The 26252-nt window shown below is 71.3% G+C and carries 22 protein-coding genes; 5 read left to right on the top strand and 17 right to left on the bottom strand.

Annotated elements, in window-relative coordinates:
• Positions 1–93: 93 nt before the first annotated feature.
• Positions 94–3189 (top strand): CheR family methyltransferase, encoded by a 3096-nt coding sequence (locus WME97_RS09215; protein WP_437551232.1) that lies wholly within the window; start codon positions 94–96, stop codon positions 3187–3189.
• Between the two features lie 5 nt (positions 3190–3194).
• Here WME97_RS09215 and WME97_RS09210 read toward each other — a convergent pair whose 3' ends face one another.
• From WME97_RS09210 to WME97_RS09200, 3 genes are all read right to left on the bottom strand, one after another.
• Positions 3195–3554 carry a gamma-glutamylcyclotransferase family protein gene (locus WME97_RS09210; RefSeq protein ID WP_437551230.1) on the bottom strand — a complete coding sequence of 120 codons (360 nt, stop codon included), beginning with the start codon at positions 3552–3554 and terminating at the stop codon, positions 3195–3197.
• Complete coding sequence (locus tag WME97_RS09205; protein ID WP_044964390.1) at positions 3551–3907, bottom strand: response regulator; 357 nt, start codon at positions 3905–3907, stop codon at positions 3551–3553. Before WME97_RS09205 ends, WME97_RS09210 begins: the two co-directional genes overlap by 4 nt.
• Positions 3908–4414: 507 nt before the next feature.
• The gene (locus WME97_RS09200; RefSeq protein WP_437551228.1) at positions 4415–4810 is read right to left on the bottom strand and encodes a response regulator; all 396 of its coding nucleotides are present in this window, start codon (positions 4808–4810) and stop codon (positions 4415–4417) included.
• Between the two features lie 446 nt (positions 4811–5256).
• Here WME97_RS09200 and WME97_RS09195 point away from each other — a divergent pair, with 446 nt between their 5' ends.
• Positions 5257–7008 carry an oxidoreductase gene (locus WME97_RS09195; RefSeq protein ID WP_437551226.1) on the top strand — a complete coding sequence of 584 codons (1752 nt, stop codon included), beginning with the start codon at positions 5257–5259 and terminating at the stop codon, positions 7006–7008.
• Positions 7009–7050: 42 nt separating this feature from the next.
• On the opposite strand, the gene WME97_RS09190 is transcribed toward WME97_RS09195, so the two are convergent.
• The 4 genes from WME97_RS09190 to WME97_RS09175 form a co-directional block, all read right to left on the bottom strand.
• Complete coding sequence (locus WME97_RS09190) at positions 7051–8460, bottom strand: adenylate/guanylate cyclase domain-containing protein (RefSeq protein ID WP_437551224.1); 1410 nt, start codon at positions 8458–8460, stop codon at positions 7051–7053.
• Complete coding sequence (locus WME97_RS09185; protein WP_437551222.1) at positions 8457–10466, bottom strand: hypothetical protein; 2010 nt, start codon at positions 10464–10466, stop codon at positions 8457–8459. Before WME97_RS09185 ends, WME97_RS09190 begins: the two co-directional genes overlap by 4 nt.
• On the bottom strand, positions 10463–10684 hold the full coding sequence (locus WME97_RS09180) for a Franean1_4349 family RiPP (protein ID WP_437534351.1): 222 nt from the start codon (positions 10682–10684) through the stop codon (positions 10463–10465). Before WME97_RS09180 ends, WME97_RS09185 begins: the two co-directional genes overlap by 4 nt.
• Before the next feature lie 120 nt (positions 10685–10804).
• The gene (locus tag WME97_RS09175; RefSeq protein ID WP_437551220.1) at positions 10805–11884 is read right to left on the bottom strand and encodes a geranylgeranyl pyrophosphate synthase; all 1080 of its coding nucleotides are present in this window, start codon (positions 11882–11884) and stop codon (positions 10805–10807) included.
• Positions 11885–12017: 133 nt separating this feature from the next.
• Between WME97_RS09175 and WME97_RS09170 the strand changes: the two genes are divergently transcribed.
• Complete coding sequence (locus tag WME97_RS09170) at positions 12018–14021, top strand: C1 family peptidase (RefSeq protein WP_437551218.1); 2004 nt, start codon at positions 12018–12020, stop codon at positions 14019–14021.
• An 11-nt stretch (positions 14022–14032) separates the two neighbouring features.
• Here WME97_RS09170 and WME97_RS09165 read toward each other — a convergent pair whose 3' ends face one another.
• From WME97_RS09165 to WME97_RS09140, 6 genes are all read right to left on the bottom strand, one after another.
• Entirely contained in the window at positions 14033–14830 is a 798-nt protein-coding gene (locus WME97_RS09165) for a TetR/AcrR family transcriptional regulator (RefSeq protein ID WP_437551216.1), read from the bottom strand.
• Between the two features lie 155 nt (positions 14831–14985).
• On the bottom strand, positions 14986–15291 hold the full coding sequence (locus tag WME97_RS09160) for a hypothetical protein (RefSeq protein WP_437551214.1): 306 nt from the start codon (positions 15289–15291) through the stop codon (positions 14986–14988).
• Between the two features lie 176 nt (positions 15292–15467).
• Positions 15468–15914, bottom strand: coding sequence for an NUDIX hydrolase (locus WME97_RS09155; protein WP_012234354.1), 447 nt, complete (start codon positions 15912–15914; stop codon positions 15468–15470).
• Entirely contained in the window at positions 15911–17557 is a 1647-nt protein-coding gene (locus tag WME97_RS09150; protein WP_437551212.1) for a transglutaminase-like domain-containing protein, read from the bottom strand. The genes WME97_RS09155 and WME97_RS09150 overlap by 4 nt, the downstream gene beginning before the upstream one ends.
• A gap of 130 nt (positions 17558–17687) precedes the next feature.
• Positions 17688–18938 (bottom strand): polynucleotide adenylyltransferase PcnB, encoded by a 1251-nt coding sequence (gene pcnB / locus WME97_RS09145; RefSeq protein WP_437551210.1) that lies wholly within the window; start codon positions 18936–18938, stop codon positions 17688–17690.
• Between the two features lie 405 nt (positions 18939–19343).
• Positions 19344–20306, bottom strand: a complete 963-nt coding sequence (locus WME97_RS09140) for a serine/threonine-protein kinase (RefSeq protein WP_437551208.1) — start codon at positions 20304–20306, stop codon at positions 19344–19346.
• Positions 20307–20748: 442 nt separating this feature from the next.
• Here WME97_RS09140 and WME97_RS09135 point away from each other — a divergent pair, with 442 nt between their 5' ends.
• Positions 20749–21783, top strand: coding sequence for a site-2 protease family protein (locus tag WME97_RS09135; RefSeq protein WP_437551206.1), 1035 nt, complete (start codon positions 20749–20751; stop codon positions 21781–21783).
• Between the two features lie 12 nt (positions 21784–21795).
• On the opposite strand, the gene coaD is transcribed toward WME97_RS09135, so the two are convergent.
• The 3 genes from coaD to WME97_RS09120 are packed head-to-tail and all read right to left on the bottom strand — an operon-like array spanning position 21796 to position 24696.
• Entirely contained in the window at positions 21796–22293 is a 498-nt protein-coding gene (coaD, locus tag WME97_RS09130) for a pantetheine-phosphate adenylyltransferase (protein WP_012234349.1), read from the bottom strand.
• Between the two features lie 5 nt (positions 22294–22298).
• Entirely contained in the window at positions 22299–23792 is a 1494-nt protein-coding gene (locus WME97_RS09125) for a tetratricopeptide repeat protein (RefSeq protein ID WP_437551204.1), read from the bottom strand.
• Between the two features lie 7 nt (positions 23793–23799).
• Positions 23800–24696, bottom strand: a complete 897-nt coding sequence (locus WME97_RS09120) for a 3'-5' exonuclease (RefSeq protein ID WP_437551203.1) — start codon at positions 24694–24696, stop codon at positions 23800–23802.
• 284 nt (positions 24697–24980) lie between these two features.
• Here WME97_RS09120 and WME97_RS09115 point away from each other — a divergent pair, with 284 nt between their 5' ends.
• Positions 24981–25682, top strand: coding sequence for an HNH endonuclease (locus WME97_RS09115; protein WP_437551201.1), 702 nt, complete (start codon positions 24981–24983; stop codon positions 25680–25682).
• A 57-nt stretch (positions 25683–25739) separates the two neighbouring features.
• Here the strand turns inward: WME97_RS09115 and WME97_RS09110 are convergent, their stop codons facing one another.
• The gene (locus WME97_RS09110; protein WP_437551199.1) at positions 25740–26210 is read right to left on the bottom strand and encodes a hypothetical protein; all 471 of its coding nucleotides are present in this window, start codon (positions 26208–26210) and stop codon (positions 25740–25742) included.
• Positions 26211–26252 lie beyond the last annotated feature (42 nt).

The raw sequence follows: 26252 nt of genomic DNA, 5'->3' as shown, positions 1-26252 counted from the left end.
TGACGGACCGCCCACCGGAACCCTGGCTTAGTCCCTGTCAGGCTCCCGCCGTCGCGAGACGCGTGAGAGCGCGCCCAACCGTTCAAGCCAACAATGCCCGAACAGAAGAAGTCACGCCGGACGCAACTCGGGGCACCGGGCCCGAGCGACGCCGCGCCCCAGGCCGGCAGGGCATCCGCGCCGGGGCGCGCGCCGGTCGCGCCCGAGGACGCCGGCGAGAGCGCCGCGGCGGGCGAGCCGCGCCCCGAGGGTGAGCTGCGCTTTCCCGTCGTCTGTGTCGTCGCTTCGGCCGGCGGACGCGGCGCGATCGCGGAGCTCCTCCGGCGGTTGCCCAGCAGAGATACCAGCCTCTCTCTCGTCCTGATCTACAGCGCAGATCCAGGGGAGCTCCCCCTCCTCGAGCTCGTGGCGCAGAGCAGCTCTCTCCCTGTGGCCGAGCTCCGATCGGGGATGAAGCTCGCGCCGGGTCGCGTCCAGGTCCTGCCCCCGGAGGCGCAGGCGACGCTGGCGGGGCTCCGCGTCGAGCTCGCGCCGCGGGGCGAGGGCGGCCCGGGCCCTGGCGATCTCTTCCTGCGCTCGCTCGCGGGCGAGCTGGGGTCGGGCGCGGTGGCCGTCGTGCTGTCCGGCGCCGGGAGCGACGGCGCGCTGGGGCTGAAGGACGTGAAGGCCGAGGGCGGGGTCACCTTCGCGGAGAACCCGCGCGGCGCGGAGCGGCCGGCGCTCCCGCGGAGCGCCATCGCGGCGGGAGGCGTCGACTTCGTCCTCAGCGTCGAGGAGATCGCGGCGGAGCTCGTGCGGATGGGTCGCCCCGGGCACGTGCTCGCTCCATGGCTCAGGCAGGGTGCGCCCCTCGGCATGGACCCCGATCTCAGCAAGCTCCTTCGGCTGCTTCACGCCGCGGTGGGCGTCGACTTCAGCCAGTACAAGAAGAGCACCCTGAGGCGGCGCATCCAGCGGCGAATGACGCTCCATCGGCTCGCCACCCTCCAGGATTACCTGGATCATTTGAGAGCGCACCCCGGCGAGATCGAGGATCTCTACCAGGACCTCCTCATCAAGGTCACCACGTTCTTCCGCGATCCGGGCGCCTTCGCCGCGCTGAAGACCCACGTGTTCCCGGTGCTCATGCACAGCAGGCCGCAGGACTCCCCTGTTCGCATCTGGGTGCCGGGCTGCTCGACGGGCGAGGAGGTCTACTCTCTCGCGATCTCGTTGCTCGAGTTCCTCGAAGCCGACGCGACCGATCATGCCATTCAGATCTTCGGCACCGACCTGAGCGAGGCCGCCATCCAGCAGGCGCGGTCCGGGATCTACATCGAGAGCATCTCGATGGACGTCTCTCCCAGCCGGCTGCGCCGCTTCTTCGTCAGGGTACAAGGCGGCTTTCAGGTCAACAAATCGGTCCGCGATCTGTGCATCTTCTCGCGCCACAACGCCGCGGCCGACCCGCCCCTGCTGAAGCTCGATCTCATAAGCTGCCGCAACCTGATGATCTACCTGGAGCCGAGCCTGCAGCGCCGGCTGCTGCAGACGTTCCACCAGGCCCTCAAGCCCACGGGTTTCCTGCTCCTCGGCTCGTCCGAGAGCCTCACCACGGCGCCCGATCTGTTCGGGGTCGTGGACAGGACCCACAGGATCTTCTGCAAGCGCGCCGCGTCGGAGGCGGCCCACTCGCTCGCCCTCACCGCGCCCGCTCTGCCCGGCGCGCCGGTGGTCGCGCTGGCGTCGGAGAGGCCGCGGGAGCCCGAGGGGCTCGGCATGGATGCGGTGCGCAAGGAGGCCGACGCCATCGTCATGGCGCGCTATGCCCCCGCCGGCGTGGTCGTGGACGAGGAGATGCAGATCGTCCAGTTCCGGGGCAAGACGGGGCCCTACCTCGAGCCGTCACCGGGCGACGCGAGCCTCCACCTCTTCAAGATGGCCCGAGAGGGGCTCGTCCTCGGCATCCGGGCCGCCGTCGACGCGTCGATGACCTCGGGGGTGATGGCCCGCAAGGAGCAGCTCAAGGTCAGGCAGGACGAGAAGATCCGGTACGTCGACGTCGAGGTCTGGCCGCTGAAGGTGCGGCTCCCGCAAGGGCGCTGCTTCCTCGTCACCTTCTCCGAGTCGGGCGCCGCGCGGCTGGACCGGCCGGGCAGCGACCCGGCCCCGAGCGACGCCCAGAAGGATCTGGAGATCGTGCAGCTCCGCAGGGAGCTCGTGACCACGAGGGAGTACCTTCAGTCGCTCATCGATGAGCTCGAGGCGACGAACGAAGAGCTCCTGTGCACGAACGACGAGATCCTCGCGAGCAACGACGAGCTGCACAGGGTGAACGACGCGCTCGAGGGCGCCCACGACGAGCTCGAGTCGGCGAACCAGGAGCTGACGACCATCAACGAGGAGCTCCGCAGCAGCAACGTCGCGCTCGGCCTCGCCAACGACGAGCTGCGCAAGCTCCTCGGCGGCATGAACATCCCGATGCTGATGGTCGACGCGGACCTGCGGATCCGCCGGGTCGCCGGCGCCGCCGACAAGCTGCTCGGCCTCGCCGCGAGCGACGTGGGCAGGTCCATCCTCGAGGTGAAGTCGAGGAGCGTGGCCGACATCGCGCCGGTCGTCGCCGAGGTGCTCGGCAAGATGAGCACCGTCGAGCGGCACGTCGAGGACCGCGACGGGCGCTGCTATCTCATGCGGGCACGCCCTTCCCGGACCACCGACGACGAGGTCGACGGCGCGGTGATCTGCTGGCTGGAGAGCGAGGCGCCGAGGCGCGCGGCGCGCGAGCTCGCGGGCGGGCGCGACCGCCTCTCCGCCGTCTTCGAGGTGCTGCGCCATCCGTTCCTCCTGCTCGACGGGGAGCTCCGGATCCGGGCGGTCACCCGGCGCTACTGCGAGCAGTTCATGGTCCCGCTCGGGGACATCGAGGGACGATCGCTCTCGGCCATCGATGCCGGATGGAACACCCCGCAGCTGGAGCAGCAGCTCCGGGACGTGCTCCACCGCCGCGCCGCGCTCGTCGACTTCCGCCTCGAGGCCGTGCTCGCGCACGCCGGCCGCAGGACGCTCTCGTTCTCAGCCTTCCGGCTCCAGGCCGACGAGGGCGAGCTCCCTGCCCTGCTACTCGTCGTCGAGGACAGGACGGCGCCCGAGATCGATCCGACCGCTCCACCCGGGCTGCGGCCAGCGCGCCGCGCCGGCCCCGGCTGACGCGCTCATCGCCGCTGTGTCCGCCAGTCCCCCGAGGCGATCCGAGGCCACCCCAGCGCCTGCGCTGCGGGCATCAGGTAGGCCTCGCAGAGCGCGCCTCCATGAAGCTCGATCGGCTCACGCCTGAAGAGGTCGGGGCAGTCCTCGTAGAGGTCGAGCGAGGGCAGCGCCTCCGGGTCCAGCTCGTACAGCTCCCCGAGGACCGCGACCGAGCCACCGCGCACGAGCGCCGGGTAGGCGCCGAGATCGGCGAGCTCGAACGACGGGGCCGTGCGGGCGGGCCCGAGGCACCGCGCGCGCCCGAGCAGCGCGTGCGCGCGCTCGCCGCGCATCAGCGTGCCGTAGACGAACAGGCGCGCCGTCACCGGCAGTGCTGTTCGACCGCGGCGAGCAGCTGCTCGAGGTTGATCGGCTTCTTGAGGAACTGCGCCGCGCCGAGCGAGGACACGAACTCGTCGCGGCCCGTCGCCGAGATGATCACCACCGGGATCGCGGCGAGCTCCGGATCCTTCTTCTGCTCCGCCCTGAACTGCCAGCCATCCATGATCGGCATCATGAGATCGAGCAGGATGAGCCCGGGTCTCGGATCCGTTCTCAGCGCGCTGAGCGCCTCGCCGCCGTGCGCCGCCGACGCGACGGCGTACCCCTCCTCCTGCAGGAGCTCGGCGAGGGTCTCTCGAATATCCGGATCGTCATCGACAACGAGGATCCTCTTCAAGGGAGTGGCAGGCACGGTGCATCAACCACTATGCGAAAGCCTGACGTCACGGCGAAACAGGGAAAGCCCTGAATCCCTGCTCGGGTTCCGCTTGATGAGGCTCTTTCTGCGAGGAAGGGGGCTCATGAAGGTCTCTCTACGTCTCTCTCCGGCAATCAGCGCCGCAAAGGCGCCTCGGAGCGGAGCCCGCTCCCGCGTCGCCCGTGCGGCCACGCAGCCGCGCGGGGTCGACATTGGGTGAGCCGGCAGCTCTGGCAGGCGGGGTCGGGCGTACGCATTACGGCGATCGATCGTCGGCGGTCGAGCCCGATGTTACAGCACGGTGGCGCTCCGGCGAAGCCGCTCTGTGCCCGATCTGCGGCCAGCCAGGGTGAGCGCAGCGCGGCTTGGTCGCCATCCACCACGTCATGAGCGGCGATCCTACCACCGGCGCCGGGGGGCGCAGCAGCCCGGCGTCCGCCGGAACGACGGCCCGAGGCGCTCGCGACGTGGTCCGAACGGGCAGCGTCAACGGTCCATATCTGTGGAGCCGAGCGAGCCGAGCACCACCTTCGAAAGGGTGCCCAGCAGGACGTCGATGTCCACCGGCTTCGGGATGAGCGCGGCCGCATGCAGCCGCTCGGCGATCGCCTGCATCTCGTGGGGGAGGCGGGCGGAGAAGATCATGAGGGGCGAGGGCGTGCCGAGCCCCTCGATCTCGGAGACAAACCGGTCCGTCGTCATGCCTGGCATCGTCAGATCGAGGAGGACCGCGTGGAAGCGCCGCTCCGCGAGCGCATCGAGCACCGCGCGCGCGGTGGCGGTCAGCTCGACCTCGTACCCTTCCAGGGTCAGGAGCTCTTCCAGCATCGTCGCGGTGTCAACGTCGTCCTCCGCAACCAGGATCACGTGCTTGCCACACATGGCTCCCCTCGGCTTTCTTCAGTAGCGGGGGTCGCTCGCCAGGGCAGCGCGCCCTCTCTTCCCCGTGCTGGGGGAGGACGGGATGGGCGCTCGACGCTGCCCGAGCCTCCGCTGGCCAGCAGCCAGCGCAGCGCGAGCAACCTCGGTGATGCCCCGGTGTGACGGATCGCCCAAACACACCGGGGCGCTCGCCGCGGTGCGCCACACGTGCGACCACGCCACGAAGTGCGCAGCCCGACAGTCCGCCGCTGTCTGCCGATCCGGTACGTTCCGTTCCCCCTCTCCCGCCCAGGGCAATATGAAAGCCCGACTGCGCGCCGGATGCAACTCCGGGCAGAAGGAGCAACTCCGGGCGCAAGGAACCGACCGGGGGGCGGGGAGCGAGAGCAGACAGAGAGCGCGAACGGACTCCCCGACAGGGGAGACACCCTGGTAGACTCTCATGGATGCCTGGCGAACGCCGCGTCGCGCTGCTCGCGATGGAGCCAACCATGCCGGACGGTGGGGGAGCGCCGTCCAGCCATGGAGTCCGTCGTGTCGAGGCCTCCTTGCTCGCCGATCCGGACCTCGCCGGCGTGCCGATCCACGTGATCGACGCGCAGACGAGGGATCTCGACGCGTGGGTCGCGGAGGTCGAGACCGTGGACGCGGACGTGGTCGGCCTCGCCGCGCACGTCTGGTCGTTCCCCACGTTCATCGAGGTCGCGCGCCACCTGCAGCGCAACCGGCCGGGGCGCACGATCGCCCTCTGGGGGCCCCTCGCGCGCCCCGCGATGTTCGCGCTCGCGCCCTGGCGCGACGCCACCGCTTGCATCGACGCGCTCGTGCACGGCAACGAGCTCACGTTCCGGGACATCGTCCGGCTGAGCGAGCGCTCTCCCGATGCGCTGCGCGCCGTGCCGGGGCTGCACGTGTCCACCGCCGGCGGCTGGGTCTCGACGGGCGACCCCCTCCACGTGGCGCCCGACGCGCTCCCCTCGCCGATCCGGATGAAGCTGCTCCCGACCGATCGCGTCGTCCCGCTCGAGATCTGCCGCGGGGGCGCCATGAGCTGCGCGACGTGCGGCGTCTCCGCGGGCGACGCTGGCAGCGTCTTCTCCGAGGCCTACCTCGTCGAAGAGCTGAGCGCGCTCCGCGCCGCCGGCGCGCCGGGCGCGCAGATCGTCGACGCCCCGCTCAACCTGAGCGCGGAGGCGTTCCGGAACCTGGTGGCCGCGGAGAAGCAGGTCGGCTTCTTCAAGCAGGCGACGCTGACGGCATCGATCGATCCCGAGCACGTGCACGACGAGCACCTCGAGTTCCTCCGCGGCGTCGCGCGCGTGTCGCTCGACGCGCGGCTGCCGCCGCTCAACAAGGAGACGGGCGACGGCACGCAGCGCCCCTTCAGGGAGTCGAAGTTCGCGAAGGTGATCGAGGAGCTCTCGACGTTCACGGACATCGAGGTGGACATCCTCCTCGGCCTCCCGGGAGACGGTCCGATCACGTTCCGGCGCACGCTCGAGCGCGCGCGCGAGCTCCCGTGCAAGGTCCGCATCTTCCACAGCCTCGTCCTTCCGGACGACCTCATGGTCCGCGCGCCCGCCTCGTTCGAGCTCCGCTTCGACCCCTTCACGCTGATGATGCGCTCCTGCCTCGGCTGGTCCGAGGACGCGCTCTCTCGCGAGCGCAGCCGCCTCATCGAGATGGCCTACCGCGAAGGCGGCGAGATCACGCCGGACATGTGGTCGTTCCCCGGGCCTCGGGAGATGCGGCGGCCCGCGATGCCGCTCGGCAGCGGCGTGGTCCCGCCGGGCGCCGAGATCCGGGTCGAAGGCGCGACGACGCTGGCGCCGGCGGGCCAGGACTTGCAGCGCGTGCTCGAGCTCGGGATCAAGGAGGCGACCTCCGGCGGGTGGACGTTCGTGGAGGCCTCGGCGCGCCCGGGCGAGATCGTCGTCATCATGAAGACGCGCGACGGCGCGCTGGTCGTCGAGATGCGCCCCGCCTCCCCCACGGAGAACGCCTACAAGGTCGTGGACGGCGTCGCGTTCGGCTACCGCTCGCCGCGCGGCGTGAAGATGAGCGACGGCGCGCTCCGCCTGCTCGATCGCGTCCTCCAGCGCCTCCACGCGCCGGCGCGCACGGCGCTCGGCCTGTCGACGCAGGACGGCGGCCCCGGCTCGGCGCGCGTCCGGCGCTTCCGCGCCACGCCCTCGTGACCCCCTCGCCCCGATAGCACAGCGCGCGCCGCGAGCCTCCGGCTACTCCTTGCCGCGCAGGGCCGCCGGCGCCCGCGGCGGCATCGATTCCATGGGCCGGGCCCTCGAGAGGAGCTCTCTCCGGAGCTCGCTCAGGCGCGCCGGAGAGAGCTCCATGTGGTCCACGATGTAGGGGTGGACCTGGCGGCTCTTGCCCCGGATGCTCAGCGCGCCGGTCGGCTGCGCCGGGACGCAGTCGTCGAGGGTCGCGTACGTCGTCTGGCAGATGATGATCTTGGAGCCGAGCTCCTTGTTGAACTGCTCGAGGCGCGCGGCCGTGTTTACTGTATCTCCGATGCAGGTGTACTCCATGCGCTGGAGCGAGCCGATGTTGCCGGAGATGACGGTGCCGGTCGCGATCCCGACGCCCATCTGGATCTCGCCGCAGCCGAGGAGCTTCCGCTGGTTCATGCGCTCGAGCGCCTGCACCATCTCGATCGCCGCGATCACGGCGCGCTTCGGCGCGTCCTCGACGGAGAGCGGCGCGCCGAACACCGCCATCAGCCCGTCGCCGATGTACTTGTCGAGGGTGCCCCCGTAGCGGAACACGATCTCGACCATCTCCGTGAAGTACTCGTTCAGGAACGAGACCACGGCCTCCGGCTCGACCGACTCGGTGAGCGGGGTGAAGTTGCGGATGTCGGTGAACATCACCGAGACGTGCCGCCGCGTGCCTCCCAGCTTGAGCCGCCTCGGATCGGACAGGACAAAGTCGACGAGATCCTTCGACAGGTACCGGCCGAGCTCCTGCTTCTCGCGCTCGAGCCGGAGGCGGGCCATGGACTCCACCTCGGCCCGCACGACCAGGTTGCGCGACATCCGCGCGATGATGCCGGCGACGACGCCGGGGAGCGCGATGAAGAGGATCTGCTGGCACTGGTCCGCGATGTTGATGGCGTTCTCTCCGTAGACGGACACCGGGCTGATCGGGATCGCGCCGGAGCCGACCGTGACGGCGAGCACGACGGAGTTGAAGAGGGCCGACAGCCCCGCCGAGTACAGGCACGCCGCGAGGCTGTAGCGGAAGCCCGACATCAGGTTCCAGAGCACGTAGACGGTCGCGAGGTAGCTCGTGAAGTACTCGATGATCCCGGAGTGATTCCTCGCGTTCCCCAGGGCCGTGAGCGTCAGGAGCGCGAGGTCGACGAAGATGCTCACGTACTTGAGCCAGCCCGCGTAGACGCCGGGGCGCAGCCGGAAGAACGCGTAGAGCACGAGCGAGTAGGCGAGGTACCCGCCGGTCAGGATCGCGAAGATCTGGTTGGCGGCCGGCGTGTTGATCGTCCACACGTGCATGAGCGTGGCGGCGCTGAGCAGTGCGAACGCGAACCGGATGTGGTTCACGATCTGCTCGCCGCGCATCTCCTGCGCCTCCATGATCCGCACGATCTCGGGCGACTTCTCGATGCTCATGTGCGCCGCTCCCCTCCGCGTCGCAGCCGAGACCGCGCCGCGGCGAGCCCACGCGCGCAGAGCGCGGTCGTCAGCGCTCCGCCCTGGTGGTGCCCCTCGCGACCGCGCTTCATGGGCACCCGGTAGAGCGGCTCCGCTGGCCAGGAGCCGTCCACGAGCTGGCGCTCGCCGAGGTAACGCATCCCTCGCTCAAGGAGCAGCGGATCGGGCCGCTCCCTCATCGCGGCCCCCTCGAGGCACGCGGCCGTGCGGAGCGGCGTCCCGGAGCCGCCGTCGAGCCGCTGCGATCGGATCATCCGCGACAGCGTCGCGGCCTCGACCGCCGCGACCTCGCCGGCCCACCGCGCGTCCCCCGCCCTCCCCCGGTAAAGCCGCGCGAAGCGGAGGAACGCGAGGTCCGTGTACGAGGCATCGTAGAAGCAGGCGCCCTCGAAGCCACCCTCCGAGGCGGCGTCGAGCACGCGCCGCGCGTTCGCGTCGATGAGCCGCGCGAACCGCTCCGCGTCGAACGAGAGCAGGCCCACGAGCAGGTTCAGCCGGACCGTCGCGCAGTCGTCGCCGGCCCACGCCACGCCCGGCGTGGTCGGCCCCGCGGGCCCGCGGTAGAACCAGGTCGGAACGACGCCGTCCTCACCCACGTTGGCCAGCATGACCTCGATCCACGACTCTGCCCGCTCCTTCGCGGCGCCCGTCTCGGCGACCAGCTCGAGCACGACGCCGAGGAGGTCGGCGTCCGGCGGGACGTCACGGAACGCGCCGAAGTAGCGGAGCTCTCCCGCCGGGATCTCATCGAGCAACGCCGCGGCGTCGGCGCGGACGTCGTGCCCGACCTCCCCGATCTCGATCAGCGCTCTCAGGATCGTCGCCCGGACGAACCAATGCCCGACCGGCTGCTCGCTCGACCCGAGCACGCCGAAGCGCTGCACTTCCCAGGACTCGCGCCACGGCGCGGCGTCCAGGAGGAACGCGGCCGCCGCCTGCAGATCCGCGCGTGCCTCGTCGGGCGGCGCCGGCTCGCCCTGCGCGCGCGGCGGCCCGAGCGCCGCGCCGGGACCGAGGAGATCGCGGAAAGACATCAGCCCCTCGAAGAAGCGCAGACGCTCGCCGAGCGCCTCGAGGAATTCGCGCTGCGCCTCGGCGAGGCCGCGCGCGCTCGGGCTCGTTCGAGGAGAGGTGGCCACGACCTCACGGGCGGACGCGAGCGTCTCCTGCATGCGCGCGGCGAGCGCGGCGCGGTACGGGCGGGTCGCGAGCAGGCTGTGGATCTCGCCGCGGCGCACGCGGGACGCGCGCTCGCCCGAGAGCGCGCGGAGCAGCGGAGGAGCGAGCCCCGCGCCGCGCAGCCAGAGCGCGAAGAGCGGCGTGAGCGTCGGCGCTGCGAGGTCACGCGCGATCGGATCGATCCAGAGGCGCACGAGCCCATCCAGCAGCCAGATCGGCTCGGCCACGGCCTCTCCGAAGCGACGGGCGGGCGCGAGATCGTCGCCTGCGAGGAGCGCGGGCGCCGTCCAGAGGGCCACGGCCTCGCGCGCGCCGGCGGCGGTGGGCGCCGCCATGGCGCCGGAACCGTCGATCTCGATCACCGGGTTCTCGCGCCACGAAGCCTCCGCCAGGTCGGCCAGGCCCAGGAGCCATCCGTGCGCGCGCGCGTCGTCCGCGTGCTGCGCGAGGAGACGCGCGGCGATCGCGCCCCGCGCGAGCGCGTCAGGAGCGCCTTCGATGCCCCCGGCGGCCACCGCGGCGACCGCCACGGCGGCGTCCGCGGCTGCGTCGTGCGCGGACACCCGCCCGCAGAGCCGCAGCGCCCAGCTGGCCCACGGGACGCTGTACCCGGGCGGTGTGCCCACGCTGCGCTCGAGCGCGAGCGCTCCCCACGCCGCTTCACCGCGCTGGAGCGCCCCCTCGGATGACAGATGCGCCGACCAGGCGCGCCCGCACACAGCCCGGTCACCCGGGTCGAGCCATGGCCAGGCGGCGGTCACCCCTCCAGCCGGGGACAGCGTCACATACCGACTCCGCCCTCACGCGCCGCGGCCGAGATGGCCGCATCGACCGCTTCGGGCGTCGAGGTCGCGGCATCCCGGATGCGCTGGAGCGTCTCCGCGCCGACGTCGTACCCCTCCGCCTGGATGGTGCGCTCGGGATCGGCAAGGAGCTGCTGGCGGAAGCTCGAATCCACGACGGCACGACCGATGAGCTCTGCCTCTGATTTCTTCGACGTCACGACTCCTCGCTTTCTCGCTCGGAGGCTAGGAGACCTCCAAACGGCGAGCAAGTACAAGCAGGTGCGTCCGCGCGTGCTCGCGTCCTCGCGGGGTGTCGCGTCCGCGCACGACACACCGGTTCACCGCGGCGCGACGGCGGGCTCGCCGGCGAGCGCGCCGAAGAACGCGAGGAATACCCGCCGCTGGATCGCGACCATGTACTGCTCGCGCTCCCTGCAGAACCGCGCAGCCTCCGGTAGCCCGAGGGCCCCCGCGGCGACCTCGGCGCGAGCCAGCTCACAACGCGCCTCCTCCAGGATGGCGTCGAAGCCGCCGCGCGCAAACAGCCGCGCGCGCAGGGCCGCCGCGCTGCGCATCTCCTGAGCGCTAGAAGGCCCCCTGCCGGAGACGTCGGCCCCGCTCGGCGACGCCGCATCCGCTTCAGCAAGCGCCCAGAGCCGGGAGAGCACATACGTTGTGTTGCCGAACGCACGATCCTTCTCTGCGTGCAGCAGGTCCGCGAACAGCTGATGCGCTGCGACAAGGGCGGAAACGAACTCCTCGAGGGCAGCCAGATGCTCGGCCTGCGACAGCGCGAACAGGGCCGCCGCCGCCGGGAGCACGAGCGGGCGCGAGCGGGCGAGCACCCGCCGGAACGTGGCGCCGTCCCGCGGGCCTGCGCTGCGGTGGAGCCGTCGCTCGAGGAGCATCGCCTCGCCATACCCGAGCCAGACCTCTTCGAAGAGGCCCCAGAACGCGCTCCCGCCGGGCAGCGAACGGGCGAGCAACGCCTGATGGCGAGCGAACAACGCCCCGGACAGGAGCACCGTCGCTCCAGGCTCACCGACCCCTTCGTCCAGCAGATCGTCCTCGATCCGGACGTGCAGGTACCCGACCGCTGCCGCCTCGGCGAGGTCGACGGCGAGCGGCGGAAGCGCCGGCGATCCAGCGTCCAGCGCAAGCGCTGGCCCGCCGGGACGCGTCGCGACCCAGAGCGGCAGCTCGAGCACGGGGAGCGCCGTCGGGTGCGAGAAGTAGCCCTCGCCTGGCTCCCCCTCGAACAGCCTGAGGCGCGCGGCGAGCTCATCGAACAGCGCGCCGAGCTCGCTCCCCAGCCGAGCCCGGAACGACGCGAGCCGCCGCAGCACCTCGGCCTCGAGCGCCGCCTCGATGGCGCCTCGCGCGCCCTCGCCTCCCCTTGCGCGGCAGTCTTCGCTCATCCCACCTCCGGACGGCGCTGGCGGCGCCGGCTCGGGCGACGCTAGCACGAGCAGCCTCGTCCGAGGGGGCGCCGCCGACTTTGCCCCGCGCGCCGCCCGTGCGACACTCAGCGACTTCACGAGATCAGAAACCATGATCGATTCCGAGCGTTTCGCTGGGCGTCACGCGGACATCACGACCGACGCGCGCGCTGACGTCCTCGATTTTCGCGACACCCTCTATCGCCCCACGATGGTGGAAGTGCCTCCGATCATGCCCCCGGAGCGCTTCGTGGAGTACGGCGTGCCGGTGCTCGACCAGGGCAAGAACAACGGCTGCACCGGCTTCACGGTCGCCACCGTGGCGCACTACCTGCTGCGCGGGCGCCGGGTCTCGCCGGATCGCAGCCTCGTCAGCCAGAACATGGTGTACACGATGGCGCGCCGCTACGACGAGTACCCCGGCGAGGACGACGCGAGGGGATCCAGCCTGAGGGGCGCCATGAAGGGCTGGCACAAACACGGTATCTGCTCCTATGAGCACTGGCCGTGGGACGCGAACGATCTCCACGGCACGCTCACGCCGGAGCGCGCAGTGGACGGGATGCTCCGGCCGCTCGGCCTGTATCAACGGGTGAACCACAGGGACCTCCCGGCGATGCACAGCGCCCTCGCGGAGGTCGGGATCATCGCGGCCTCGGCGCTGATCCCGTTCAACGGCTGGTATTATGGGACCCAGAGGAACGGCATCATCCCGACGGTCGACAAGACGAACCCCTTCATCGCCCCCTGGGGAGGTCACGCGTTCGCGATCATCGGGTATGACGCGGAGGGCTTCTGGCTCCAGAACTCGTGGGGTGTCGGCTGGGGCAAGGGCGGCTTCGGTCGACTCTGTTACGACGACTGGCTTCAATACGGCTTCGACGCGTGGGTCGGGCGGCTCGGCGTCCCGATCCGCCTGAACCAGGCGCGCTCGCTCCGCCCGCTCACGTCCACCAGCCGGACGTTCGCCAGCCTGCGGCCGCACCTCATCAGCGTCGACATGCACGGCCAGCTCCAGCAGCGCGGAGCCTACGGCACGTCGTCGGAGGACGTCCGTATCATTATGGAAGAGGATTTCCTGAGCGCGACCGCGACGTGGAAGCGCCGCCGGCTCGTCCTGATCGCGAGCGGCGGGCTGCGCCGGCAGATCGACGCGATCAACCGGATGTCGCGCCTCCGGCCGAAGCTGCTCGGGCACGAGATCTACCCGATCGAGCTCCTCTGGGAGACCGACCATTACCCGCGCCTCCTCGAGATCCTCCATCGCGCCACGGAGGGGCGCCGCCACGACGGCTACGATCCCAGGGCGTTCGGGTTCATGATCGATCGGCGCGACGACGCCCTCGAGCCGCTCGTCCGCCGCATGGGCGGCAAGGCCGAGTGGGACCGCATGAAGCTGGCCGCGGGCGACGCGACGATGGACGCCGACCACGGCGGCGTCCGCGAGATGATCGGCCGCCTCGCGTCGCTGATGGACGGCGATCCGAAGATCGAGCTTCACCTGGTCGCCCATTCGAGCGGCACGTTCCTGCTCGCGCCGCTCGTCCAGCTGGTCACCTCGGAGAAGGGCAAAAAGATCGAGGGCGGCCCGATGCGAGGTCAGCTCGGGCTCGGGCTCCCCATCGAGTCGCTCTCCCTGCTCGCGCCGGCGAGCGCCATCGACGCGTTCCGCGACACGTACATGCCGCCTATCAAGAGCGGCATGGTGCGCCGGTTCGCCCTGTTCACGCTCACGGACGAAGCGGAGCTCCAGGACCACTGCGAGGTGTACGGCAGGTCGCTCCTCTACCTGGTGTCGAACGCCCTCGAGCGGCGCCCGCGGGTGCCCGGCACGAGCGGCGTCCCGCTGCTCGGCATGGAGGCGGGGCTCCTCGATCCCGAGAACGCCGACGTCCTTTCGCTGCTCACGGAGACCAAGGACGACCGGCCCGTCGTGTTTCCGACGGCGGAGTGGATCAAGGGGCCCAACACAAGGTTGCCTCCTCACGGCTCCGAGGCGCGGCGGCATGAGGACTTCGAGAACGACATGACCACGTGGAAGTCCGTCATCGCCCGCATCCTCAACCAGCCGTTCGCCGATCACCTGCCGCCCATGTCGGCGCGGGATCCGTGGTGAACGCGCGCCCCTCACCCCTCCGGGCGGCGCCGCTCCGCTGAGCTCAGCCCGCGGAGGGCCGGGGCGCCGAGCCGCCCGGACGCGAGCGGCGGCGCGCTCGCGCCGCTCAGGAGGAGCGCGAACGATGCGCGGATCTCCTCGCCGAAGTTGATCCGGAAGAGGCCCATATCGGGGCGGCTGCGGATATCGCGGATCACGTCGCTGGGATCGCAGACCTGGCGCATCCCGATGAGCAGGGCGTACATCCGGATGAGGGTCGGGCCGCCGTGGCCGGGAGCGAGCGACGGCAGGCACCGCTCGAGCAGCACCCCGGTGCGCTCGACGTGACCCAGCAGAGAGAGCTTGAAGCGGAGCGCGGCCTCGTAGCTGACGTTCTGCTCGAGCACGCTGTGGAGGATGCCGAGCAAGCGTGTCATCGCGTCGCGCGCGGCGAGGGTCGTCGACAGGATCGAGGCGACGCTCGCCGAGGCGTCCTCGGCAGACGCCCCGGGCGCGCCGCGGCGGGCCCGTGAGGGCCGGGGGCGCGCCGCGCTCGCGTCGCCGCGGGAGGCGCAGAAATGCGTCAGATGGATATCCACATCGTGGAACCACTTCGCGAGCTCTTGATCGACGACCGCGAGAAAGAGCTCCTCTTTCGTGGTGAAGTAGAGGTAGAGCGTGCCCTTGGCGAGCCTGGTGCGCTCGGCGACCTGAGCCATGGTGACCTCGGAATAGGGGGTCTCCTGGAACAGCTGCCAGGCTGCGTCGATGATGAACCGCCGCCGCTCCTCCTTCTGCTCCTCCTTCCTCGCTCTCCGCGTCGAGCTCATAGACTCCCCGGTCTACGATGTCTCCAGAAGCGCCGCAATCCAGACTCAGCGGTCACCACACAGCGCGAATTCGAGCCGACGGGCACGACCAGCGCTCGCCGCGATCGCTCAGCAGAGCAGCGAAACGCATGTTGCAGCCGCGGTAACCGCGTTCATCACATTTCGCCGGACACGGTCACACCGAACCCGTGCAGACCAAGGAACATCGGGGCAACGCCCGAACGCGCCACCCGTTCGACGGTCCTTGAGAGGGCGCGCGCGACCCGCGCCGGGAGCCAGCCCGACCCCTCAGGCACACCGGGAGGCGCGGCGGCGCGCGAGACGCGCGCGACGCGCGGCGCGGGCAGCGCGAACAGGCCAGCGCCGTCGTTGCAGGGTAGCGCAAAGCAGAGAGGAGAAGAGACCACGGTCGCCACCACGACGACCGCCAATCCCCTCATGATCGTCGAACCAGCGCTCACCCCTGCACCCACATCTAACCTAGCGCTGCCACCGGCGATTGTCGTGAGCGGCAGGGCAGCAAAATAACGCTGTCGCTGTCCAACAATGGAAGTTCGACATGGAGAGTCGCCCTTTCTGCGACATCCCACCTAGGCCACGGCCGCGCCAAGTCGGGCGCTCCCTGGATCGCGCTCTTTCAGCCGGCGGCCGCCATCGCCAGGGCTTTATGGATCACGCGGAGCGCGACGTCGGTGAGGCCATAGGCCGGCAGCTCGGGGACGGGCACGAGGGCCACCTCGGAGGCGTCGTCTCCTGGAGAGAGGGCGCCTCCGATCGACTCGCACAGATAATCGAGGATCACATAGTGATAGGGAGTCGCCACGATCTCCACGACCTCCACGAGGGGGCCGACGCGGACGTCGAGGCCCGTCTCTTCGCGGATCTCGCGGGCAACGGCGTCCGCGAGCCGCTCTCCGGGCTCCACGCGGCCACCCGGAAGCGACCAGGAGCCCTCGAGGGGAGGACGAGCGCGCTTGACGACGAGCACGCGCGGCGCGTCAGGCGCATCCGGCCGGCGATCGATGACGACGGCGCCCACCGCGACGCGCGGGGGCGAGAGGGCGCATGCCGGCGCGTCGCTCACGGGGCGGCAGCTTCCGTGCGGCCGGCCTTGCAGCGGACGTCGCCCGGCGTCGCGACCGCGAGATCGTACTCGCCCAGCGCGAAATCGCCGGGGATCACGACGGCCCCGTCGTACCGGCCGCGGTCGTCGGTCGACAGCGAGCCGACCGTCACGCCCTGCGGCGCCGCGGTCCCCGTCAGGATCACGTCGACGCGGACGTGCCCGCACGGCGCCCCCGCGCTGCTGACCTGTCCCTGGAGGTGGAGGGGAAAGCCGCGGCGGATGTCCTTGTCCAGCGCGGTCACGACGACGTCGGTGCTCTCCGCCGCGCGCCCGGCCGCATCGCTCGTGGGCGTGGGCGCAGGGGGCGGCGGCACGGCGGCGCCGCTGCTCCCGGCCCCTGGGCCAGCGGGCCCCGGCTGCGCCTGCTCGGCGCGCGTGCGGTCGGCGAGATCCTGGCCCGAGTCACGCTGCTCCGGCCAGCTGTAGGGATCCGGCGGCGGCACATGCGGCGGGCGGCTCGGATCGACCTCCTGGTCCATGTTGAGGGCGGCCCCCCCGAGGTCGATGCGGTGCCAGAGCGAGCCATCGAAGACCTCCACCCAGGCGTGCGCCTCGTTGACGACCATCCGCGCGGGGATCCCGATGTGCAAGGCCGTGACGAGGAACGCGAAGGCGCGGTGGCGGCAGACGCCTTTCCGCGAGAGCGCGAGATCCAGGTAGATGTCGCCGTTCCCCTTGGGCGGGTCGTCCGACGGGGCGAACGACCGGAAGTACTCGACCATCTTCTGAACGACGTCGCGCGGCCGCATCGCGGACGAGATGCCGATCGCCTGGGCGACCTGCCTGAACGCCGCCTCGTGGGAGGCCTCCTGCGGCCCGCGGAAGGGCTCGAGCTTGCTCCAGCCGACGTCGGCGAAGTCGCTGCCGAAGGTCGCGCGGGGGATGGCGAGCTGCACGATGAGCCGGACGCGCGCGCTCTTCGTGCCGCGCACGAACCAGTTGTCGGCGCCGTCACGCAGGACGACGACCGGGGTATCGGGGTTCACGTGCATCCGCACGAGCCGCGTGTCCGGCCCGACCGTCGGGATCCGGACGGGCTCGTTGGGCACGAGATCGACCGCGATGTCCCCGTAGAACGCCTCGTCGCCCGCCGAGACGGCGCTGTCCGCCTTGACGGTCTTCAAGATCCGATCTCGGACGACGAGCGAGTAGTCCGCCCTCACGGCGTCGTACGCTTGCAGCCGCTTGAACGGCGCGGTCGCGGGGGAGAACGGATCGTCGTAGCGCTCGACGTTCGGCCGGCGGGTGTCGCGATCCGGCTCGTAGGACGCGTCGGGGCCGGCGTCGGATCCGACGTTGCTGTAGACCTGCTGCTGGTTCGACGGCGGGCGCTGCGGGTCGGGCGCCGTGGCCAGGCCGCTCGGCGTCTGGATCGCCGCGGGGAGCCCGCCGTCGAGCGTCGTCGTGGCGAGCGACACGTCCTCCGCGGGATCCGGCGCGATGAACTCGTGCAGGAGCGACGCCTGCGCATCGGCGAGCCGCGACACGGCGCAGGCGAGCGCGAACACGAGCAGGCTGCGCGCCGAGCCGCCGAACCGGCGCCTGGACACGGGGACATCCGGCGAAGCAGCAGGGCGCAGGCGCGCGACCGGAGAGGACATCAGGGGCCTCTTATGAAACCAGAAACCCCGGTGATGTTCCACGGCGGCTGGTCGGTTGCGGTCAGCTACCTGCCCGGCGGCCATCTTCGATCGCGCCGGCGGCGCCCAGGTCGCCCACGTCGATCACCGGTTAGCGCCGGAACTGCGCGGCGTCGGCGTGCTGGCGCCGCGGGTGCGGGGCGGAGCGCAGCCGGTCGATCGCTTCCGTCGACTCTCCGCGCGCGGTGAGCTCGGCGGCGAGCACGTCGAGGGCGGGCTGGAAGATGTCCGTCCGCGCGAAGCGGCCAGCGCGACCCCCCGCGAGCCTCGGCAGGACGGCGACGATGCGCCGCATGCCGTCGGCGTAGCGGCGGGAGATGGCCAGCCGGTCGATGAGAGGCTCGAGGAAATCGGCGACCGCCGCCGCGCGGTCGCGGACGCCGTCGCAGGCCTCCTTCATCGGCTCGAGGAGCAAGAGCGTCCAGAGGACCGTGTCGTCGAGCGGGCGATCCGCCGCGGTGCGCCGGTCGACGTAGTCGAGCACGCGCCAGAGGCGCTGGCCGGGGCCGTCATCGCCGCGATCGTCGTAGAGCAGCGCCGAGACCTCCGGCAGGAGGACGTCGAGCACCCCGGTCTCCCACGCGAGGTAGATGGTGCGGCGCGCCTGGCCGCCGCGCAGCAGGCGCAGGATCTCCTCCGAGAGGCGCGGGCGCGCCGCGAGCGCGAGCGCCTCCCGGCAGTAGACGACCGCATCGTAGACGTCGGGGGTGATCGCGAAGCCCAGCCGACCGGCGAACTTGAGCGCGCGCAGGATGCGGATCGGATCCTCGCGGAAGCGCGTCTCCGGATCGCCGATCGTGTGGACCACCTGGCGGCGCACGTCCTCCATGCCGCCGACCCAGTCGAGGATCTGCCGCGCCTCCACGTCGTAGAAGAGCGCGTTGATCCGGAAGTCGCGGCGGAGCGCGTCCTCGTGCGCGACGCCGAACGCGTTGTCGCTGCGGATGAGCAGCTCGCTCCCGTCGTCGGAGTCCTCCTTCGGGTTGCGGCGGAAGGTCGCCACCTCGATGACCTTGCCGCCCTGGAAGAGGACGTGCACCAGGCGAAACCGCCGGCCGATGATGCGCGAGTTGCGGAACAGCTCGCGGACCTCCTCCGGCCGCGCGCTGGTGGCGACGTCGAAATCCTTCGGGCGCCGATCCAGCAGCAGATCCCGCACACATCCGCCTACCAGGTAGGCCTGAAAGCCGTGGCGTACGAGGCGTCGCACGACTTTCTGGACGTCCGGATCGATCCGCGCCTCGTCGAAGACGACCTGGTAGCGCCGCGGGGTGGGGATGTCTTCGTCGACGAGCTCGACGCGGAACGGATCTTCGTCGAGGGCGCCTGTGTCCGTCGGCATGAGCTCGCCCTCGGGCCCAGCGCGTGGCCCGAAGGCGCTGCGGCTCTCGTACATCGGGAGTTCGGCGTCGTGAAACGCCGCTGTGCCGTTATCAGGTGATGGGGTCGCGCGACCCATAGTCAGCAACCGAAAAAGCGCCAGGCAAAGCCTGGAGGGAGTGGAGGACGACTGGCGCGCGATTCTGGGATTCCAGTACTCGCTGGAGAACCGACCCGCGCAGATGAGGCCCGCGCCCGCGGACCTCCGAACCACGCCGGCTCGCTCGCCGCGGCCAGTGTCGGCCTGACGAGCGGATCCGGCTGTCGCCCGGAACAAGAGATGGTAACGGCCGTCTAGCAGGGCTTCGCCGTGAGAGCAAAGCCGAGGCGCAGGGGGGCCGACGGAAGCCTCCGGAGCGAGCGGGCTTCACGGTTTGGTGCCCCAGTGCCCGACGCCGGGGGGCGGCGGCGCGCCGGCGTCGGGCGGAACGGCGGACGACGTCCCGGCGCGGGCCTCGGGCGTCGCGAGCAGCGCCTGCCGCAGCTCCGCCATCGAGGCGAACCGGCCGCGGGGGTCCTTCACGAGCGCCTTGCGCACGACGGCGTCGAGCTCGCGCGAGATGAGCAGCCCCGGGTGTACCCGGTGCAGCGGCGGCGGCGGCTCGCGCCCGTGCTTCTCTGCGATGGCCGGGTACGGGCCTTGAAAGGGGACACGGCCCGCGAGCATCTCGTAGAGCACGATGCCCAGGGAGTAGACGTCGGCGGCGGGCGCCGCCGGCGCGCCCTGCGCCTGCTCGGGCGCCATGTACTCCGGCGTCCCCACGACCCGGGGGAGCAGCGCGCCTTCGGCGCCCTGGCCCTGGATGAACGAGAAGCCGAAGTCGAGCAGCTTGACGATCTCGCGCCCGTCGGCCGCGTGCACGAGGAACACGTTCTCCGGCTTCACGTCGCGGTGGATCACCCCGGCGCGGTGGGCGGCGTCGACGCCCGAGGCGAGGTCGGCGGCGATCCGGACCGCGCGAGACGGGACGAGCGCGCGGGTGAACGTCAGCGTGTCGGCGAGATCGAGCCCGACGAGCAGCTCCATCGCGAAGCACGGCGCGTCGCCGGCGCGCTCGAGCGCATCGACGCAGAGGACGTTGGGATGACGGACGCGCGACGCAGCGCCGGCCTCTCGCTCGAACCGCGCGACGAGCAGCGGATCGTCGCGGAGCTCTGCCCGGAGGACCTTGACCGCGACGCGCGACGTCGCGGCCTCACGCGGCCTGCCGACGCGATCCGCGAGGTAGACGTGCCCGACCCCGCCGCTGCCGAGCAGCTGCACGACACGGTACTTGTCGCAGAGGAGCTTGCCCACGAGCGCTTCAGCGGCGACGCGAGCGGGAGGCATGGGATCGATCGTAGCGCAGTCGCGCCTGCCGAAGGGCACGGAGGGCACACGGACGCGACGGCGGCGCAGAAGAGCGCGCTGGCCAGCTGCGCGCAGCCAGGAGAGGTTCGCGCCCGTACCATCGGGCGGCCACATCGCGCACCCCGCTGCAGCGCAGCGCTCCGGCGCGACCGTTTCCACCGACCGGGCCGACGCCACAGGAGGACCGTGGCGCAGCCAGATGACGCGCAAAGTCATCGGTGTGCGCGCAGACCTTGTCGAGCCTGCTGCGGACGTGGTCGAGGGTCCCGGGGCCAGACGAGCAGCACACCGCCACCGCAGGGTCGCGCGCCGCCCAGCAGCGCGGTGTGCGCTTCCAGAGCGCGGCTCGCTGCCCGCCCTGAACGCAGGCGCGCGTGGATCGCTTGAGCCGCGACGAGGAGGCGGCCACGCTAGGCGCCGCATGACCGACGACCGTCGATCCTCCACCCCGAGCACGCTCGACCTCGACGCCGAACTGGCGCCTGCGGCGACGAGCTCCGCAGAGCCGAGCGCAGCAGCCGCTTCGCACCCGCCCCCGCTGCGATGGCAGAAGAACCTCGCGCTCTTCTGCCTGACGGTCGTCTCGGTGTTCGTCGCCGGCACCCTCTGGACCCCGATCACGCCGGACGACGACAGCGCGCTCTCGTTCGTGAAGGCGCTGCCGCAGACGTGGCCGTTCGCGGTGCCGTTCCTGTCGATCCTGCTGGCGCACGAGTTCGGGCACTACTTCGCGGCGCGCGCGCATGGGGTGGAGGCGTCGCTCCCCTACTTCATCCCGCTCCCTGTGGTCAGCCCGCTCGGCACGATGGGCGCGGTGATCTCGATGAAGGGCAGGATCAAGTCGCGGAACGCGCTGCTCGACATCGGCGCCTCCGGCCCGCTGGCCGGCCTCGCGGTGGCGCTCCCCGTCCTCTTCGTGGGCCTCATGCACTCGGACGTGCACGCGAGCTCCGGACCTGCGCTGCAGGAGGGGCGCAGCCTCCTGTATCTCCTGCTGAGGCGGCTCGCGGTCGGCCCGATCCCCGAGACCCATGACGTCTTCCTCGGCCCCACGGCGATGGCGGGGTGGGCCGGGCTGCTCATCACGGCGTTCAACCTCTTTCCCGTCGGCCAGCTCGACGGAGGGCACGTCGCGTACGCGTTGTTCGGCAAAGATCAGGACCGCTACAGCCGCGCCGCGCACTGGCTGATGCTCGCGCTCTTCGTAGGCAACGTCGCCTATTTCACGCGGCACTTCATCGCGGAGGGGCTGTCCGACGCGCTCATCTCCGCGGTCGCGAACGGGATGCCGTGGCTCACCTGGTTCGGCCTGGTCCACCTGATGTTGCACGTGGGTGGGCGGGAGCACCCTCCCACGGAGGCCGGCGAGCTGTCGCCGGCGCGCAAGGTGATCGCGGTGGTGACGCTGCTCCTGTTCGTGTTGCTGCTGATGCCGACCCCGTTCGGCACCTACTGAGCGCGCGGGCGCTCAGGGTTTCGCGGCGCCGAACTTCGCCCGGAGCGCGTCGCAGACGGCGGCGGGCGCGTAGTGGCTGACATCGCCGCCGTGGCTCGCGATCTCGCGCACGAGCGACGCGGAGACGAAGCCGTAGTGGGTGCGCGTCGGCAAGAAGACCGTATCGACGCCGGGGAGCATGTCCGCGTTCGCGTGGGCGATCTGCAGCTCGTACTCGAAGTCGGTCGCCGCGCGCAGGCCGCGGACGATCACCCGCGCGCCGACGCGCTGGCAGTACTGGATGAGGAGCCCCTCGAACGAGTCGATCCGCGCGTTCGTCACCTCGCTCGTGGTCTGGCGCAGCAGCTCCAGCCGCTCCGAGTACGTGAACAGCGGGTGCTTCGTCGGATGCCGGCCGACGGCGATGATCACCTCACCGAACAGCTTGGACGCCCGCTGGATCAGGTCGAGGTGACCGAACGTGATCGGATCGAAGCTCCCCGCGTAAACTGCCAACAGATCCTTGGACATCACGCTCACTGGTCCGGCGTCCGCTTGGGAGCGCCCGCGGGCGGCGCCGACTTCGGAGCGGCCGCAGGCGGAGCCGACTTCGGAGCGGCCGCGGGGGGGGTCAGCGGCGGCTGGAGTGCGGGCCCCTGGGGCGCAGGTGAGCCGGGCGCGCCTGCTGGACCGGCGCCCTCTGCTGGCGGCGCGGCGGGAGCCTGCCCTTCGTTGACGGGCGCCGGCGCGCTGCCCCGGAGCACCTTGTTCACCGCGGTGTCGTCCTCGATCCACATGAGCCGACCGCCGTCGCCGAAGGTGACACGGAAGTAGGCGAGCAGCCCCGCCCCGATCACGCCGTCCAGATCGAGCTGGAGCTGCTTCTCGACCGCCTGGAGCGGCGCCCCGTACACGCCCGGGACCTTGGGGATCTCCAGCGCGCCCAGCCGCAGCATCGGCACGACGCCCTGCTTCAGCTTCTGCTCTGGATCCTGCTCGACCCCCTTCAACCCATCGGCCTCGAAGCCGGCCTTCTTCCAGCCTTCCTTGTCGAGCGCGATCGGGAACGTCATCGACGTGTCGATGAGCAGCGGCCCCTGCACCGACTTGTCGGGGCCGAGGCTGCTCCGCAGCACCATGCCGCCGCCCTTGATGAAGGCGACGTCGACGCGCGTCGCGTCGGGCGGCGCCGGCGGGGAGAAGCTGCGCACGACGAACTGCCAGCCGCTGTAGTCGATGGTCGCGTTGAGGCGGCGGAGCAGGTTCACCCCGAGCAGCGCCTTGACCGGCGCGCCGATCTGCTTCGAGACGCCCGACAGGTCCTGCGTGAGGGCGGGCACGTCGTTGATCTCGAGCTTCTTGCCGAAGCGGAGGGAGACCCAGCTCGGCTCCTTGCGCGTGCTGCTGTCGAGGACCACCTCGCCCGTGCCGGTCGACACCATCGCGAGCGCCGACTCGCCGTCGATCTCGAGCGGGACGACGAAGAACGGGGCCGCGGGGCTGACGTGCTGCATCTCGATCGCCGCGAGGAGCGCGCCCGAGACCGTGAACGGCGCGCGCCCCGCGCCGCGCCTCGCCAGCTTGGCGATCGACTTCGCCCACTCGTCGACGACATCGGGATCGTCGAGCATCGCCTCGAGCTCGTCGGCGGCGGCGTCGAGATCGCCCTTGTACCAGAGCGCGCGCCCGCGGAGCCCTGCGGCCTCGGAGCCGGCGACGCCCTTGAGGAGGCGCAGCGCCTCGGCGTAATCGAGCCGGGCCAGCGCGATGCGCCCCGCGAGCAGCCGGGCCTCGGTGTCGGTCGGGACGATCGTCAGCGCCCTCGAGACCGCATCGCGCGCGTTCTCGACGTCCGCGGACTGGAACTCCTGTCGAGCGCGGGCGAGCCATTTCTCGGCCGCCGGCGGGCGGGCGGACTCCGGGCCGATCATGCTCGAGCACGAGGCGAGGAAGGTCGCGGTCAGGAGGCCGCCGAGGCGGACGGCGAGGGAGCTTCTCGTCGGCGAGGTTCGGTTCGAGTGGATTCGCACGTGGATCTCAGGCCCTTTGCGGCACACCGTCCGGCCCGAGCTCTCCCGGCGAAATCGGCTCGATCGCCAGGATGCGATCGGCCCGTAGCTCGCGACGGCTGCGCGACGGGAGCAGATAGCCGAGAACCCGGGGTGGGTCGAGGTCCGTTCGCACCCCCGTTACGCACACGACGAGCTCCTCCGGCCCCCGGCGCGCCGGACGGTACCTCACGCGCACGATGGCGGCATGCTCGGCCGCGCGCACCGCCGCTGCCACCAGCGCCGGGCGGGCGTGGCGCTCGCCGATCCGGACGTGCCACAGATCGCGCGGCGTCCGCGGCGCGAGGACCTCCACGATCTTGCGGAACACGGCGCGCAGGGCATGGACGTCGTCTTCGGCGCGGTGAGCGCGCTCGCGGTGCACGCCGAGCTCCCTGCAGAGGGAGGCGAGGCTGTGGCTCGGCAGGGCGAAGGCCCGGCGGGAGAGGACGAGCGTGTCGAGGTAGTACGGGAGGCGCCTCGCCCTGCCCGCTCGCGCAAACTCGGCCTCGAGGAACGCCACGTCCCATGCGGCCGCGTGCGCGACGAGCACCGCGCCCTCCGTGACCTGGTCGATGCGATCGCAGAGCTCGGCGAACGTGGGCGCGCCCGCGAGCTCCCGCGGATCGATGCCGTGCACGTGCGCGTTGCCGAACACGCCAGGCTCGGGCCGCACGAGCGACGTGATCGCGTCCTCGCACGCATCCCCCCGCGTCCGCTCGGCGCAGACCTCGATCACGCGATCGCTCTCGGGGCGGAGGCCCGTCATCTCGAGATCGAGGAACACGAGCGGCGCGCTCTCGATCGGATCATCCCAGGGCGAGCCGGCAAGGGGCTCCGCGCCGGTCGCCCGCTCGGGCCCCACCCCTTCGCGCTGCTCCGTCATCCGACCTGCTTCCCCACCACGGCGGCTCGACCCAGGAGACGACCGTCCCTCGACATGGACGCGTCTTAGCGAATACGGCGCCCGATCGAAAGCGCTCCGCGCGGAGCGTCGAGCGCGGCGCGCCCGGCCCGTGATGTCCGGGCTCCGGCGCGCAGCCCGAGCTTCGACAGGGCGGGCGCGGGGGGTCCGAGGCGATGCCCTGACGGCGCAGGGCGCGGCGTCGCGCCGGATCCGCCGCACGGCAATGGCAGAGATCCAGCAGAAACGCCGCCGTGCAGCGCCGGATGTTCACCCGAGCTTTCGTTGCTACACTGCCCAGCGTGCCGGACGGGGTAGCTACAGTCCCGGGGGGCTCTCCTCACGAAGAGCTCGATCTCGGCGACGGTTTCTCGGGGTTCCGCTGCGAGCGTAGGACCGAGCCGCTCGATCTCCCGGTCCTCGTGGTGAACCGCTTCTTCCAACCTGTGCAGATCACGACCGCGCGTCGCGCTTTCCTGCTGCTCTTCGGCGGGGCCGCCCTCGCCGTCGACGAGGTCGGCGATCTCCACGATTTCTCGGCGTGGCGGAGCTTGCCGGTGCGCGAGAAGGACGACGGCCTCCCCGTGGTCGGCGGCTCGCTCCGCGTGCCGCGCGTCCTCCACCTCCGCCGGTACGACCGCATGCGGCGCCCGACGATCCGGCTGACGCGGAAGAACGTGATGCTCCGCGACACGCACCAGTGCCAATACTGTGCGCGCCGCCCGCCCGTCCGTGATCTCAACATCGACCACGTGCTCCCCCGGTCGCGCGGCGGCGAGGACACCTGGGAGAACCTCGTGACCGCGTGCCGCACGTGCAACCTCCGCAAGGGCTGGCGCACGCCGGACGAGGCCAGCATGCGGCTCATCCGCCAGCCTCTGCCGCCGCGGTGGTCAGCGACGATGCAGATCCTGATCGGCTTGCCGCATTCGTTCGACGAGTGGAGCCCCTTCCTCAGGGCCGGCTGACGGGCTACCCGTAAGTCTCTCCTCGGCGCCGAAGGCAGGCGCCGACGAGCCGATCGTTCACGGCGCCACGGTCACTCGCCCTTGCTCGTCGCAGTAGGCGATCGCTCTCCACCCCTCCTCGGCGCAGAGGAAGAAGTCGATGCAGCCGGTCCAGCACGCGGTATCCACGCAGGTCTCCGCGGCATCCGCCGGGCAGTCCGGCTGCTGCAGGGCGGGCGAGCAGCCCGCGGCCTCGCCGCTGCGATCGAGCGTCACGACCTCGCACGCGCCGGGGCCGCCACCCGCGCCCGCATCCCTGTCCCCGGCAGGCTCACCGGCGGAATCGCAGCGCGCGGCCTCCGTCCAGGCCCCCTCGAGGCAGTCGTAGAGCGCACGACACGCGGCGTCGTCGCAGGTGCCCCCCCGGCCGACCGGGCACCCTCCGTGGGGGATCTGGCCGCACAGCTGCGGCTCCGCGATGGGATCGCAGCCTGCCGGCGCGAGGGCGGCGACGGCGGCAGCCGCGATGAAGCACAGCGGGATCTTCAAGACGGCCGTCTGAGGAGAGCTCGGATTGCCGGCGCGAGGGGA

It is taken from the genome of Sorangium sp. So ce367 (genome assembly GCF_051520455.1).
GTDB classification, from domain to species: Bacteria; Myxococcota_A; Polyangia; order Polyangiales; family Polyangiaceae; genus Sorangium; species Sorangium cellulosum_B.
This window is presented reverse-complemented; position numbering and strand designations above follow the sequence as displayed.